This window comes from Bradyrhizobium sp. 4, from assembly GCF_023100905.1.
Taxonomy (GTDB): Bacteria; Pseudomonadota; Alphaproteobacteria; order Rhizobiales; family Xanthobacteraceae; genus Bradyrhizobium.
In genome coordinates this window covers 4,127,545-4,142,161 of sequence record NZ_CP064686.1, presented here as the reverse complement: position 1 = coordinate 4,142,161, position 14,617 = coordinate 4,127,545, and the positions used below count along the sequence as shown (strand labels likewise).

At 64.6% G+C, this 14,617-nt stretch carries 13 protein-coding genes; 7 read left to right on the top strand and 6 right to left on the bottom strand.

Going from position 1 to position 14,617, the window contains the following annotated elements; translation table 11 throughout:
• Positions 1–284 precede the first annotated feature (284 nt).
• Positions 285–3,029, top strand: coding sequence for a DNA gyrase subunit A (gene gyrA, locus IVB45_RS19405; RefSeq protein WP_247359406.1), 2,745 nt, complete (start codon positions 285–287; stop codon positions 3,027–3,029).
• 138 nt (positions 3,030–3,167) lie between these two features.
• Here gyrA and IVB45_RS19400 read toward each other — a convergent pair whose 3' ends face one another.
• Entirely contained in the window at positions 3,168–5,021 is a 1,854-nt protein-coding gene (locus IVB45_RS19400; protein WP_247290006.1) for a KUP/HAK/KT family potassium transporter, read from the bottom strand.
• 215 nt (positions 5,022–5,236) lie between these two features.
• Positions 5,237–5,494 carry a hypothetical protein gene (locus IVB45_RS19395; RefSeq protein WP_247289802.1) on the bottom strand — a complete coding sequence of 86 codons (258 nt, stop codon included), beginning with the start codon at positions 5,492–5,494 and terminating at the stop codon, positions 5,237–5,239.
• A gap of 246 nt (positions 5,495–5,740) precedes the next feature.
• Here IVB45_RS19395 and coaD point away from each other — a divergent pair, with 246 nt between their 5' ends.
• The 5 genes from coaD to queA all read left to right on the top strand — a co-directional run bounded on the left by coaD (position 5,741) and on the right by queA (position 8,952).
• Positions 5,741–6,235, top strand: a complete 495-nt coding sequence (gene coaD / locus IVB45_RS19390; protein WP_007610644.1) for a pantetheine-phosphate adenylyltransferase — start codon at positions 5,741–5,743, stop codon at positions 6,233–6,235.
• A gap of 41 nt (positions 6,236–6,276) precedes the next feature.
• Entirely contained in the window at positions 6,277–6,840 is a 564-nt protein-coding gene (locus IVB45_RS19385) for a peptidylprolyl isomerase (RefSeq protein ID WP_247359405.1), read from the top strand.
• A gap of 8 nt (positions 6,841–6,848) precedes the next feature.
• Positions 6,849–7,274, top strand: a complete 426-nt coding sequence (locus IVB45_RS19380; protein ID WP_247289804.1) for a hypothetical protein — start codon at positions 6,849–6,851, stop codon at positions 7,272–7,274.
• A complete protein-coding gene (locus IVB45_RS19375) occupies positions 7,271–7,735 on the top strand; it encodes a peptidylprolyl isomerase (RefSeq protein WP_007590736.1) in 465 nt (154 codons plus the stop codon). Before IVB45_RS19380 ends, IVB45_RS19375 begins: the two co-directional genes overlap by 4 nt.
• A 143-nt stretch (positions 7,736–7,878) precedes the next feature.
• Positions 7,879–8,952, top strand: coding sequence for a tRNA preQ1(34) S-adenosylmethionine ribosyltransferase-isomerase QueA (gene queA / locus IVB45_RS19370; RefSeq protein WP_247289806.1), 1,074 nt, complete (start codon positions 7,879–7,881; stop codon positions 8,950–8,952).
• A gap of 114 nt (positions 8,953–9,066) precedes the next feature.
• Here the strand turns inward: queA and IVB45_RS19365 are convergent, their stop codons facing one another.
• The 4 genes from IVB45_RS19365 to IVB45_RS19350 form a co-directional block, all read right to left on the bottom strand.
• Complete coding sequence (locus tag IVB45_RS19365; RefSeq protein ID WP_247359404.1) at positions 9,067–10,104, bottom strand: aspartate-semialdehyde dehydrogenase; 1,038 nt, start codon at positions 10,102–10,104, stop codon at positions 9,067–9,069.
• 219 nt (positions 10,105–10,323) lie between these two features.
• Entirely contained in the window at positions 10,324–10,926 is a 603-nt protein-coding gene (locus IVB45_RS19360) for a PepSY domain-containing protein (RefSeq protein WP_247359401.1), read from the bottom strand.
• A gap of 248 nt (positions 10,927–11,174) precedes the next feature.
• Positions 11,175–11,921 (bottom strand): TetR/AcrR family transcriptional regulator, encoded by a 747-nt coding sequence (locus tag IVB45_RS19355; RefSeq protein ID WP_247289827.1) that lies wholly within the window; start codon positions 11,919–11,921, stop codon positions 11,175–11,177.
• Between the two features lie 133 nt (positions 11,922–12,054).
• The gene (locus tag IVB45_RS19350) at positions 12,055–13,263 is read right to left on the bottom strand and encodes a patatin-like phospholipase family protein (protein WP_027567043.1); all 1,209 of its coding nucleotides are present in this window, start codon (positions 13,261–13,263) and stop codon (positions 12,055–12,057) included.
• A gap of 204 nt (positions 13,264–13,467) precedes the next feature.
• Between IVB45_RS19350 and tgt the strand changes: the two genes are divergently transcribed.
• Positions 13,468–14,616, top strand: coding sequence for a tRNA guanosine(34) transglycosylase Tgt (gene tgt, locus IVB45_RS19345; RefSeq protein WP_247289832.1), 1,149 nt, complete (start codon positions 13,468–13,470; stop codon positions 14,614–14,616).
• Position 14,617 lies beyond the last annotated feature (1 nt).

Genomic DNA, 14,617 nt, shown 5'->3' with positions numbered 1-14,617 from the left:
AATCGGCAGGACGGGCTCGGGATTTCCGGGCCCGCTTCATGTTTCGGGTGAGCTCGGATTGCGGCTTGGCAAGCGCGCTGACGGGGCAAGCTCGCCGCGCGATTTTCGACGCGTGATCGGCGATTTTGCAAGGTCGATACGGGGGCTGTCCAAGACACCGATCGCAAGGGCTTAAGTTGTTGGAAAAATAGGCGGAAAAAGCGCTTCCCAGATCGCCGCGAGGGTGGTTATCAGAGGCTCGATGCGCTATATGATTCCCAGATAAAACCTCACCGGATTTCCCCTTGGCTGACGACGACGACAAGCCCGGCGACCAGCCGGCGCAACCCTCGGATATTCGCCCCGTCTCCATCTTCGAGGAGATGAAGAAGTCCTATCTCGACTACGCCATGAGCGTGATCGTGGCGCGGGCGCTGCCTGACGCCCGCGACGGTCTGAAGCCGGTGCATCGCCGCATCCTGTACTCGATGAACGAGCAGGGGCACACGCCGGACAAGAAGTACGTCAAGTCCGCCCGCGTGGTCGGTGACGTCATCGGTAAATATCATCCGCATGGCGACCAGTCGATCTACGACGCCATGGTCCGGATGGCGCAGGACTTCTCCATGCGCGTGCCGCTGATCGACGGCCAAGGCAATTTCGGATCGGTCGACGGCGATCCCCCGGCTGCCTATCGTTATACCGAAGCCCGATTGACGAAGGTGGCGCTGGCTCTGCTGGCCGACATCGACAAGGACACGGTCGACTTCCAGCCGAACTACGACAACAACGAGACCGAACCGTCGGTCTTGCCGGCCAAGTTCCCCAACCTGCTCGTCAATGGCGCCGGCGGCATCGCGGTCGGCATGGCGACCAACATCCCGCCGCACAATCTGGGCGAGGTCATCGACGCCTGCGTCGCGCTGATCGACAACCCTGCGCTCACCATCGACGAGCTCATCAACATCGTGCCGGGACCGGATTTCCCGACCGGCGGCGTCATCCTCGGACGGCAAGGCATCCGCGCCGCCTATCACCTCGGCCGCGGCTCGGTCATGATGCGCGGCAAGGTCGCGATCGAGACCATCCGCAAGGAGCGCGAGGCGATCATCATCACCGAGATTCCCTACCAGGTGAACAAGGCGACGATGGTCGAGCGCATCGCCGAGCTGGTCAAGGAAAAGAAGATCGAGGGCATCGGCGACTTGCGCGATGAATCCGATCGCGACGGCTACCGCGTCGTCATCGAATTGAAGCGCGACGCCGTGCCGGATGTGGTGCTGAATCAGCTCTACAGGTTCACGCCGCTGCAGACGAGCTTCGGCGTCAACATGGTGGCGCTCGACAGCGGCCGTCCGCGGATCATGCATCTGAAGGACCTGCTGGCGATCTTCGTCGACTTCCGCGAGCGGGTCGTCACGCGGCGCACCAAGTTCCTGCTGGCCAAGGCCCGTGATCGCGCCCATATCCTGGTCGGTCTCGCCATCGCGGTCGCCAATATCGACGAGATGATCCGCGTCATCCGGACCTCGCCCGACCCGACGACCGCGCGCGACACCCTGATGTCGCGCGACTGGCCCGCCCGGGACGTCGAGGACATGCTGACGCTGATCGACGATCCGCGCCACCGCATCAGCGAGAACGGCACGATCCGGCTGTCGATGGAGCAGGCGAGGGCCATTCTCGATTTGCGCCTGCAACGCCTCACCGCACTCGGCCGCGACGAAATCCGCGAGGAGCTCGACAAGCTCGCCGGCGAGATCGCCGACTATCTCGACATCCTGCGCTCGCGCGACCGCGTGCTTGAAATCATCAAGTCCGAACTCGCCGAAGTGAAGGCCGAGTTCGCCACCCCGCGCCGCACCGTCATCATCGAGCAGGAAGGCGAGGTCGAGGACGAGGACCTGATCCAGCGCGAGGACATGGTCGTCACCGTCTCTCACGCCGGCTACGTCAAGCGCGTGCCGCTGTCGACCTATCGGGCCCAGCGCCGCGGCGGCAAGGGCCGGGCCGGCATGCAGACCCGCGACGAGGATTTTGTCAGCCGGCTATTCGTGGCGTCCACGCATACTCCGATGCTGTTCTTCTCCTCGCGAGGCCAGGTCTACAAGATCAAGGTCTGGCGCCTGCCGATGGCCGCGCCGAATGCGCGCGGCAAGGCGCTGATCAACATCCTGCCGCTAGAGCAGGGCGAGCGCATCACCACCATCATGCCGCTGCCGGAGGACGAGTCCACCTGGGGCAATCTCGACGTGATGTTCGCCACGACAGGCGGCAACGTCCGGCGCAACAAGCTGTCCGACTTCGTCGATGTCCGCCGCTCCGGCATCATCGCGATGAAGCTCGACGACAACGAAGCTATCGTCGACGTGCAGATATGCACCGAGCACGACGACGTGCTTTTGACCGGCGCCGGCGGCCAGTGCATCCGCTTCCCCGTCACCGACGTGCGCGTGTTCACCGGGCGCACCTCGATGGGCGTGCGCGGCATTGCGCTTGCCGAGGGCGACAAGGTGATCTCGCTGGCGATCCTGCGCCACGTCGAGACGACGTCCGACGAGCGCTCGGCGTATTTGAAGATGCGTCGTGCGGTCGCCGGCGAAGCTGCGGCCGAGGAGCCGGCGGCGGACGCCGAGGCCGAAGAGACCTCCGGCAGCTTCCAGCTCGCCCAGGAGCGCTACATCGAGATGTCGGCGGCCGAGCAGGTCGTGCTGACCGTCTCCGTCAACGGCTATGGCAAGCGGACCTCGTCCTACGAGTACCGCACCACGGGCCGCGGCGGCAAAGGCATCGTGGCCATGAGCGTCAACAACCGCAACGGCAATCTGGTGGCCTCCTTCCCGGTGGAAGACGCTGATCAAATCATGCTGGTCACCGACAAGGGCCAGCTGATCCGTTGCCCGGTCGAAGGCATCCGCGTCGCCGGCCGCTCGACCCAGGGCGTGATCGTGTTCGACACCGCCGAGGACGAGCACGTCGTCTCGGTCGAGCACATCACGGAAGAGGCCGAGAGCGGGAATGGTGCGAACGGAGACGCAAACGGGGAGTGATGCGTCACCCCCGTAGCCCGGATGGAGCACAAGCGAAATCCGGGTTTCTTGCGCCGCGCAGAGAGTCCCGGATTGCGCCTCCGCCTTCGCTCTCAGAGCTACGGCGGACAAGTCGCTCCATCCGGGCTACGAATTGCGCTAAATCTCCAGCTCCGTGCCGAACTCCACCACCTGCTTGGTCGGCACGCCGAAGAACGCGGCTGAGCGTTCGGCGTTGCGCTGCAGAAAGGCGAACATGGTTTCGCGCCAGACCCACATGCCCGGCACGTCCTCGCGCGGGATGATGGTCTCGCGGCCGACGTAATAGGTGATGTCGGAGAGGTCGATGCCGGGCAGCTTGCCGTGGCGGCAGGCCAGGGTCAGTCCTTCGTAGATCGTCGGGTTCTGCATGAAGCCGTAATGCAGGATGACGCGGGTAATGCCGGGAATGATCTCGATCACCTCGGTGCGGTCTTCGTCGGCGATGTGAGGAAGCTCCTCGATCAGCACGGTGACCAGGACGATGCGCTCGTGCAGCACGTGGTTGTGCTTGACGAACTGGGTCAGCGCCAGCGGCACGCCGCGCGGCGCCGACGCCAGGAATACGGCGGTGCCGGGGAGTCTGGCGCTGCACTTGTTGACTGCGGTCTCGATCAGATCCTCCTCGGGCTGGCGCAGCTTCGCGCGTGCCGCTTCGACGAGCTTCACGCCGCTGCGCCAGGTCAGCATCAGGAAGGCGACGAAGGCCGCGAGCATCAATGGAAACCAGCCGCCCTCGAACAGCTTGATCGAATTGGCCGAGAAGAAGATTACGTCGATTGCGAAGAAGAAGCCGTTCACGGCCACCACGAGCCATGGCGAATAGCCCCACTGGATCGCGACCAGGGCAGCGAGCAGCGTGGTGATCGCCATCAACAGCGACACCGCGATGCCGTAGGCGCCGGCCAGCGCCTCCGAGCTGCCGAAGCTCAGCACGGCGCCGAGCGTTGCGGCGGCGAGCAGCCAGTTCACCAACGGCACGTAGATCTGGCCGATCGCTGCGCTCGTGGTGTGACGGATCTGCATGCGCGGCAGGAAGCCGAGCTGGATCGACTGCTGCGTCAGCGAGAACACGCCCGAGATGATGGCCTGCGAGGCGATCACGGTCGCGACCGCCGAGAACGCGACCAGCGGATAGTGCAGGGCGTCGGGGCAGAGCTGGAAGAACGGATTTTCGATCATGGTGGGGTCGGTGATCAGCAGCGCGGCCTGGCCGAAATAGTTCAGCACCAGCGCGGGCAGGCAGATCGCGAACCAGGCCAGGCGGATCGGCAGGCGGCCGAAATGCCCCATGTCGGCATACATGGCTTCGCCGCCGGTCACCGCGAGGAAGGCGGCCCCCAGGATCGCGAAGGAGACATGAAAATCCTGGTGGATCAGGAAGTCGAACGCATAGAGCGGGCTCAGCGCCGCCAGCACCGCCGGCGCCTTGACGATGCCGTGGATGCCGAGCGCTGCCAGCACGAAGAACCAGGCCAGCATCACCGGTCCGAAGATGCGGCCGATGAAGCCGGTGCCCTGCTTCTGCATCATGAACAGTCCGATCAGGATGATGACGGTCACGGGCACCACCACCGGCGCGAGCGAGGGAGCGTCGACCTTCAGACCTTCAATGGCTGACAGCACCGAGATCGCCGGCGTGATCGCGCCGTCGCCGTACAGTAGCGCGGCGCCGACGAGGCCGACGACCAGCAGATGCGCGCGCCAGGTGCCGGGCTGCGCGTTGCGCGCGTGCAGCAGCGCCAGGAGTGCGACGATGCCGCCTTCGCCCCGGTTGTCCGCGCGCAGGATCAACAGCGCATATTTCAGCGAGATGATCAGCAACAGCGCCCAGAGGATCAATGACGCAACGCCCAGAACGGCATCATTCGTCAATGTGCCGCCGTGGGCGGCGGCCTTGGCGGCTTCCTTCAGGGCATAGAGGGGGCTAGTGCCGATATCGCCATAGACCACCCCGAGGGCGCCCATGGTCATGGCAAGCGGCAGTGGATCAGGTTGATGGCCGGAGGCGACTGCGGGCGTACTGGACAATGGCGACCCCTCGATGGGATTGCGCCCGACGGGTCATTCCGGCGGACGCGAGCATCGGGCAGTCTGCGACGGGACGTCGCAAATATCCATGGGTCATCTTTGGGGTTTATCGTTGGGACTTATCGCGAGGATTCCTGACGCGAAACTGACAGACCCCGCTACGGAGTGCGGTTGGCGGTCACGAGACGAGCCTCGCGGATGTTGGCTTTGGTGCCGGCCTGGCGAAGGCACGACGCCTCGAAATTCGGCCAAGCCTGCTGCGAGCAGTCCTTGCCGATGGTGCGGATATCGAGCCGGTCGCTCTTGGCGAGCGGCTGCGGCACGCTCGCCTCGACGGTCGGGGCGAAGCCGGGCAGGAGGGTGAGGGCGGCAGCAACACACGCAGAAATGGCGATCGCCGAAAGAGCTTTGATCATGACAGTCCCCTGTGATGCGACCGCTACGCCCAGTGTGCGGCCCGTCGTTCGTTGGCCGGATTAGTAACCATGGCCAGTTTCCGGACGTCTTCGCGAACGTGGGAAATGGTTTCGTTCGCGCCCCGTTTTGTTTCGTGGCCCCCTCAGGACGAAACAATTCGGCGCATTCCGACATGGTTTTGCGGAAAAACCGCCAGGGAACCGGACCGGCTTGCCGGGCCGGGCCGGGCGCGGTAGGACGTGGCCATGCCGCGCATTGCCTTCTATCCAGGTTCCTTCGACCCCATCACCAACGGCCATCTGGACGTGGTCCGGCACAGCGTGTCGCTGTGCGACAGGCTCGTTGTCGCGATCGGGGTCCATCCCGGCAAGAAGCCGCTGTTCTCGACCGAGGAGCGGCTCAAGATGCTCCACGACGTCTGCGGGCCGGTGGCGGCCCAGGCTGGCTGCGTGCTCGAAGCTGCGACGTTTGACGACCTGTCGGTGACCTCGGCGCGCAAGCACGGGGCGACGATCATGATTCGGGGCCTGCGCGACGGCACCGACCTCGACTACGAGATGCAGCTCGCCGGCATGAACGAGGCCATGGCGCCCGAGGTGCATACGGTCTTCCTGCCGGCTTCTCCCATGGTCCGCCCGATCACCGCCACTTTGGTGCGCCAGATCGCAGCCATGGGCGGGGATGTCTCGGCCTTCGTCCCGCCGCTGGTTGCGGCCCAGCTCAAGGCAAAATTCGCCTGATAACGGCGCGTTTCCTTTCTCATCTCTGATCCGGAGTTGTCATGATCCGAATTCTCGCAGTTCTTGCCGCGGTTCTGTTCGCAGTGCCGGCGTTCGCGCAAACTTTGCCGGCCGGCCTCGACAAGGCCAACGCCATCGTCATCGACTCCACCAAGGGCCGCATCGTCATCAAGCTGAGGCCGGACCTTGCGCCCCAGCACGCCGAGCGCATCAAGCAGCTCGCGCGCGAGGGTTATTACAACAACGTGCCGTTCCACCGCGTCATGGACGGCTTCATGGCGCAGACCGGCGACGGTCAGAACTTCAACGGCACCGGCGGGTCGAAATATCCGAACCTGAAGCAGGAATTCTCCAAGGTGCATTTTGCGCGCGGCATCGTCGGCATGGCCCGGCGCGGCGACAGCGTCGACACCGCCAATTCGCAGTTCTTCATCATGTTCGCCGACGGCGGCAGCCTCGACAACCAGTACACCGTGATCGGCGAGGTCGTGCAGGGCATGGACGTCGTCGACAAGCTGAAGAAGGCGCCTCGCGGATCAAGCGGCGGCACCGTCACCGACCCCGACAAGATGGTGAAGGTGCAGGTCGCTTCCGACATCAAGTAGGAGAGGCGATGGCGCGCTGCGGTGGCAAGCTCCTGTTGGTTGCCGCGGTGCTGCTGCTCGGCGTCCCCGGCGCGGTCGCCGACGACGCACAGGTCAACACCATCCAGGACATCTTCCGGCATCTGCGCACCTGCTGGAAGCCGCCGCCCGCCGCCAAGGCCCGCCCGATCGACATCACCGTCGTCGTGAGCTTTAACCGGGCTGGAAACATTCTGGGCCATCCGAGGATTACCTATGAATCCGCGGAGGCCTCCGACGATGACCGGCTGCAATACCGGATCGCGGTGATGGAGGCATTGCAACGCTGCACGCCGATGCCATTTACCGATGCGATGGCTGGCGCCGCTGCGGGGCGTCCATTCGCGATCCAGTTTCGCAACCGCAAATCTTCACCTGACAGGACTTCACCCCCAACCCAAGAGAGACGAGCATGAGCGCCACCGAAAACACACTGATCCTCGAAACTACGCAGGGCCCCGTCACCATCGAGATGCGGCCTGATCTGGCGCCGGGCCACGTCGCGCGCATCAAGGAACTCGTGCGTGAAGGCTTCTACGACGGCATCGTGTTCCATCGCGTGATCGACGGCTTCATGGCGCAGACCGGCTGCCCGCAGGGCACCGGCACCGGGGGCTCCGGCAAGAAGCTGAAGGCCGAGTTCAACAAGGAGCCGCATGTGCGCGGCACCACCTCGATGGCGCGCGCCGCCAGCCCGGATTCCGGCGACAGCCAGTTCTTTATCGTGTTCGACGACGCCCGCTTCCTCGACAACCAGTACACGGTGTGGGGCAAGGTCACCGAGGGCATGGAGAACGTCGACAAGATCAAGCGCGGCGAGCCCGTGCAGAACCCCGACAAGATCGTCAAGGCGCGAATGGCGGCTGACGCGGAGTAGGCGTTCAACCCTCATCCTGAGGCGCGCGGAACGCGCGTCTCGAAGGATGAAGGCCCCGCTGCTGCAGCCCGGCCTTCATGGTTCGAGACGGCGCTCCGCGCCTCCTCACCATGAGGGTCTGACTGTACGGCCGTGAGCACGCGATGCGCACCGACCTCTTCGATTTCGACCTGCCCGCCGAGCACATCGCATTGCGCCCGGCGAGCCCGCGCGACTCCGCGAAGATGCTGGTTGTCGACCACGGCACGCTGCGCGACCATATCATCGCCGATCTGTCGCAATGGTTGAAGCCGGGCGACCAGCTCGTCGTCAACGACACCAAGGTGATCGCGGCGCAATTGAAAGGCCGTCGCATTGGCCGCGAGACCGAGCCGAAGATCGAGGCAACGCTGATCAAGCGCCTCGACGGTTCGCGCTGGCAGGCACTGGTGAAGCCGGCCAAGAAACTCGCAGCCGGCGACCGCATCCGCTTCGGCAATGAGGGAAAGGTCTGCTTGCTTGGCCATCTCGACGCCGAGGTCGAGGCCAAGGGCGTGGAGGGCGAGGTGACGCTGTCATTTTCGTTCCACGGCCCGACACTGGATCAAGCCATCGCCGATCTCGGCAGCCCGCCGCTGCCGCCCTACATCGCCTCGAAACGTACCCCTGACGATCAGGATCTCGCCGACTACCAGACCATGTTCGCGGCGAATGAGGGCGCCGTTGCCGCGCCGACAGCCGGCCTGCATTTCACGCCGGAGCTGGAGCAGGCGCTGCACACGCGCGGTGTCGGCATCAATCGCGTTACGCTGCATGTCGGGGCAGGGACCTTCCTGCCGGTGAAAGTGGACGACACCGAAGGCCACAAGATGCATGCCGAGTGGGGCTCGCTCTCGGCCGAGACGGCGGAACGACTCAACACCGCGCGCAAGAACGGCGGCCGTATCATCGCGGTTGGCACCACGTCGTTGCGCCTGCTCGAAAGCGCAGCCAGCGAGGACGGCACCATTGAGCCGTTCGCCGCGGAGACGTCGATCTTCATCACTCCCGGCTACCGCTTCCGCGCCGTCGACGTTCTGCTGACCAATTTCCATTTGCCGAAGTCGACACTGTTCATGCTGGTGTCGGCGTTCTCCGGGCTGGAGACGATGCAGCAGGCGTATGCACACGCGATCGCGACCGGCTATCGGTTCTATTCGTATGGCGATGCGTGTCTGTTGTTTCGGGCGCACGACTAATTTTGGCGGAGTAGGGTGGGCAGAGCGAAGCGTGCCCACCATCTTTCGTGGATGCGCGAGGGAAATGGTGGGCACGGCGCTTGCGCGCCTTTGCCCACCCTACGGCACCGTCCGTTACGCCATCACCCGCTGTGGCAACAGCTCCGCGATCTGCACCGCGTTGAGCGCCGCGCCCTTGAGCAGCTGGTCCGCCGCCACGAACATCGAGATCGAATGCCCGGAGGGGTCGCTGAGATCCTTGCGGATGCGGCCGACCAGGACGTCGTCCTGGCCCGAGGCGTCGATCGGCATCGGAAAGTAGTTCTTGGCGCGGTCGTCGACGATCCTGACGCCGGGCGCTCGCGCCATGATGGCGCGGACCTGATCCTCGCTGATTGGCTTCTCGCATTCGAAGGTGATGGCCTCGCAATGAGCCCGCAGCACCGGCACGCGCACGCAGGTGACGCCGATCGCGATCTTGTCGTCCTCGAAGATCTTGCGGGTTTCGTTGATGACCTTGGTCTCTTCGTCGTTGTAGCCGGTGTCAGGGTCGATCGCCGTGTTGTGGTTGAAGAGGTTGAACGCGTAGGGATGCGGCATCACCTTCGGCGTATAAACCTGCCCGTTGAGGTTGGCGCGGGTGGACTCGACCAGCTCGTCCATCGCGGCAGCGCCGGCGCCGGAGGCCGCCTGGTAGGTCGAGATGATCACGCGCTTGATGCGGTTGCTCTGGTGGATCGGCCACAGCGGCACCAGCGCCGTGATGGCGGCGCAGTTCGGGTTGGCGATGATACCCTTGTGGTCGCGGATGCGGTTCGGGTTGATCTCGGGGATCACCAGCGGCACGTTCGGGTCCATGCGGAAGGCGGAGGAGTTGTCGACGACGACGGCTCCGGCCTTGACCGCGATCGGCGCGAACTTCTTCGAAATGCTGCCGCCGGCGGAGAACAGGGCGATGTCGACGCCTTCGAAAGCGCGTTCGGTCAGCTCCTCAATGACCACGTTCTGTCCACGGAACGACACCGTCTTGCCGGCCGAGCGGGCGCTGGCCAACGCCTTGAGCTTGCCGACGCCAAAGCCGCGCTTGTCCATGGTGGCGATGAATTCGGCGCCCACCGCACCGGTGACGCCGACAATCGCGACGACGGGATCGTTACTCACGGTGTCCTCCATTGATTTGAGAATTCAGACAACAAAAAAGCCCCGGACCAACGAGGGCGGGGCTTCGGTAGAGTGATTGCGTTCTAGTCGACGACTACACGCGCACACCTCCCCGGGCCCCGAAGGCCGTGGTGGTTTTAGTCGCGCGTTTGGTGGTCGTGAACATGGCGGGAGCTTATGCGGGAGAGTCTTGCGCCCGTCAATGGCTTTTCGGCGGGATTGGGGCTACCGCTATTTGGTCCGGGCGCCCGGCGGTTCGAGGATGACCTCCTTGAGGTTGTCGCCACTGATGACGACGATCGCGAAATTCAGCCGGCCGCTTTCGCGCACCAGCCCGCCGCTGATCGCTTTGCCGGAGGCCGCGCGTTCGGCGACGTGCACGGCATCCGCAAGTCGGTGCTTGATGGCACCGAGCGCTGCGAGGTTGCTGCGATCGTCGAGGTCGAGCTCGGCCAGAGGGAGGGCGGCTTCCCCGCCGACGAGCTCGCCGGTCGCGGCATTGATGGTGTGGCGCCAGATCCGGTCATTGTGCAGGGTCTTCACCCGGTAGACCGGCACGCCGGAGGCTCCGTCGAAACTCACATCCGCCGTGGTGGCACCGGCGTGGCGGGCTTCCGCAATCGCCATGGCCTGGTTGATCGAGATCGACGAGCTGCGGAAGCGCTCGATCTCGCGACTGACCGCTTGGCGATCAGCCTCGGCGTCACCATCTGTGTCGCTGTGAAGCGTGGTCGGCGTACCCGAGCTCACGATCGCCCGCGCCGGCGCGGCGAGGAGGAGTGCGGATAGGGCGAGTGCGAGCAATCCCGCGATCCGTCGTTTGGCCGTCGTCATGCTCGAACCCCTCGGCCAGCGAGTGTGCCGGATGATCGTAAAGAATTTGCGGCCGACCTTGGGCATCGGTCGGCCGCTGAGCGTCGTGACGGGCTGTCCGCCGCGGCGATCGAGGCGGTGCGGACCTCTTTGGGGCTGGTGAAAAAGCGATCCGCATCGCCCTATAATTAAACCATACCGTATCGTTTTGTTTTGGTCAACGGCACGGCCTCGGGATCCCTAGGAAAGATCGCAACCTCACGGAATTGTCAGCGCGAGGGGCGCCGCCGCTGCGTGGTCTTGGCTGCACTCTGGCTGTCGTCCGCAGATCCCAGCGCGCCTGCCAGGAACAGCTTGATCGCAGCGCGCATGCGCTTTTCCGCGACCTTCATCTCCGGCGGCGTTCCAAACGTCGCCAGGCGATGGTTGTGACCGACGACGACGTCGAGAAACACTTCCGCCGCGATGGTGGTGTCGTCGACATCGAGCGCGCCTTGCGCCACCAGATGATCGAAGAAGCGCGCCGTGGTGGCGACGGCCTTGAGCCAGCCTTCCTCCTTGCCGAGCTTGGCGATGTCGGGGAAGTTGATGGCCTGCGACGTCATCATGCGGCTGAAGGCGACGGCATCGGGACCGCAGGTGAATGTCAGCATCTCGCGCCCGATCTCGACCAGCCGCTGCTCGACCGAGATGTCCGAGGCGCTGCTGAGCTTCGTCTCGGCGGCCGCGGACAGCGGTGCAAGCCATCGCGCGATCTCACGCCGCAGCACGGCGGCGAACAGGCCGCGCTTGTCGCCGTAACGGGCATAGACGGTGGGCTTGCTCACTCGCGCGGCTTCCGCGACCGCATCGAGCGAGGTGGCGTCAAAGCCGCGATCCAGGAACAGGCGGGTGGCGACCTCGATCAGCCGCTGATCGCGCTCGATCGCGGCGCTTTTCGTCGGCCGGCCGCCGCGCGATTTCGGCACCTCGCGCCGCTGAGCTGCCGGTCTGGTCCTGCTCGCAGTCAATCCCATGCCCAATGATTCCTGCGCAGTCGTGACATCAGTGATGCTCTATAACGCGCAGCAACGGGTGCGTCATGGCCAATCTGGCCGAATGGCCCGCATCGTCAACCGTCTCGGCACGGCCCCGTTCCTCAGCGAGCGCTCACGGAAGCGTCGAAGTCCAGGCCTGGCCCGAAGCCGCCTTCTCATATCCATACTGATACAGCGCCCGCATATAGGCGGTGTCGAACCCTTCCGAGGGGGCCGCCGGATAATCGCGCGCGATGTAGGAGAGATGGAAGCCCAGGCGGTTGCGCCTGGCAAAATCATAGGTCGAGAAGATGATCGAGCGGGTTTGCGACTGGGTGATCGACGACAGGCTGCGTGAGGCGACGTCGATGGTGCTGTTGGAGACGAGCTCGAAATTGCGTTCGATCTTCTTGTTGACGAGGATGTAGATGTCCAGCTTCGCAGGGCCGGGCAGGCGACTGCCCTGGAAAAGCAGGGCTTCCGGCAGCGTCAGCACCGGGGCCGTTACGCCGCCGTCGACATGCATCTCCTGAAACCTGCGGCCCTCGCCTTCGGCGTCGATCATGATCGGCGGAAACACCAGCGGGATGCTGGCGGAGGCCGCCATCACGTCGCGAAACAGCTTGAGCGCCTCGGGCGTGCCGATCGTGGCGATCTTGCCCATGTCCCAGATCGCGGTGCGCTGGGTGTCGAGATCTGTCGTCACCACCAGCAACTTGCGCCCTTTGGCGTTTTCACGCGCGACCTGCGCCATGATCTCGGGCCCGACATAACGGGCGACGAGCTCGCGCAGCCGCGTGTTGCCGAACAGGCCGGATCCGAACAGCACGCGCATGATGCTGGGATCGCTCAACAGGCTCTCCGCGACGCCGCTGGTGTAGACCTCCTTCAGCGTGTCGTCATATCGCGAGCCGAGAAACGCAAAGGGTGCAATCAGGCCGCCGGTGCTCACGCCCGAGACGACCGAGAAGGTGGGACGGGTTCTGGCCGCGGTCCAGCCGTTGAGCACGCCGACGCCGTAGGCACCATCGGCGCCGCCGCCTGACAGCGCCAGGTAGGACTTGGTCGCGGTGCTGGTGTCCTTCTCGAAGCTGAATCTCGTGATGGGTTCGTCGGCGTAGCGCCGCAGGCCGTCGATATCGAGCACGCGCGATGTGCTGGCTTCAGCGGCCGTATAGGGCGTGCGGGGCAGGGAGGTGCAGGCGCCGAGCGCCAGGCTACACGTCAGGACCAGCCATCCGAACAGGCGGGCGCAGGTCTGCCTTGCCCAGCCATGCGAACTGCCGGACGTGTCAGTCGAATTTAAAGGGAAGGGCATTGTCGGTGGCTGGCGATCACGCATCTACCGCCGCCGGCAACATCGCCGCGGCAGCTCATCCAGCCCCGGGGATAAAACTACACTGTATCGTTTTGTTCAACAAGCGTGGCAGGCGCAAATTTCCGTGTTCCAAATATTGGTGGCCCTGTCCCAATCCGATGCATAAGCCGGCCGATGCAGCGCCTGGGCGGGTTGATCGGCCCGCTCCGACACGCAATAAGCACCGTCATGAATCGTCCTGACACCGGTCTGCCCAATCATTTCGAACTGCTCGCCATGGATGGCGCCGCGCGCACGGGGCGCCTGACCACCCCGCACGGCGTGGTGCGCACGCCCGCCTTCATGCCGGTCGGTACCGCCGGCGCGATGAAGGGGATGCACTGGCGCGAGGTGCGTGAGGCCGGTGCCGACATCGTGCTCGGCAATACCTATCATCTGATGCTGCGCCCCGGCGCCGAGCGGATCGCAGCACTTGGCGGCTTGCAGACATTCACCGGCTGGAACGGGCCGATGCTGACGGATTCCGGCGGCTTCCAGGTGATGTCGCTGGCGGATTTGCGCAAGGTCAGCGAGCACGCCGTGACGTTCCGTTCGCATATCGACGGTGCCAAGGTCGAGCTGTCGCCGGAGCGCTCGATCGAGGTGCAGCGTTTGCTAGGCTCCGATATCGCGATGCAGATGGACGAATGCGTGCGGCTGCCCGCCGAGCGCGCCGACATCGACCGCGCAATGCAATTGTCGCTGCGCTGGGCCGAGCGAAGCAAGCGCGCCTTCGAGAGCGCGCCCGACGGCTACATGCTGTTTGGCATCGTGCAGGGCGGCGACATACCCCAGCTTCGCCATGCCAGCGCGCAAGGCCTCGTCGAGATCGGTTTCCATGGTTATGCGATTGGCGGCCTTGCCGTCGGTGAGCCGCAAGCCGTGATGCTCGCGATGATCGACGAGACAGCGCCGCTGCTGCCGAGAGAGCGGCCGCGCTATCTGATGGGCGTCGGCACGCCCGACGACATCCTCGAGGCTGTCAAGCGCGGCATCGACATGTTCGACTGCGTGATGCCGACGCGCAATGGCCGGCATGGCGTAGCCTTCACACGCTTCGGCCAGGTGAATTTGCGCAACGCGCGCCACGCCGACGATCCCCGGCCGCTCGACGAAGAGAGTACCTGGCCGTCGGCGCGCACCTACGCGCGCGCCTATTTGCATCATCTCGTCAAGGCGGGCGAGACGCTGGGTGCGATGCTGCTGTCCGAGATCAATATCGCTTACTACCAGTTTCTGATGCAGGGCATCAGGGACGCGGTCGCACAGGGCATGTTCGAAGAGTTCTATCGGCGTACGCGCGAGAACTGGGCGAGGGGCGACATCGCCCCGCGCTAGG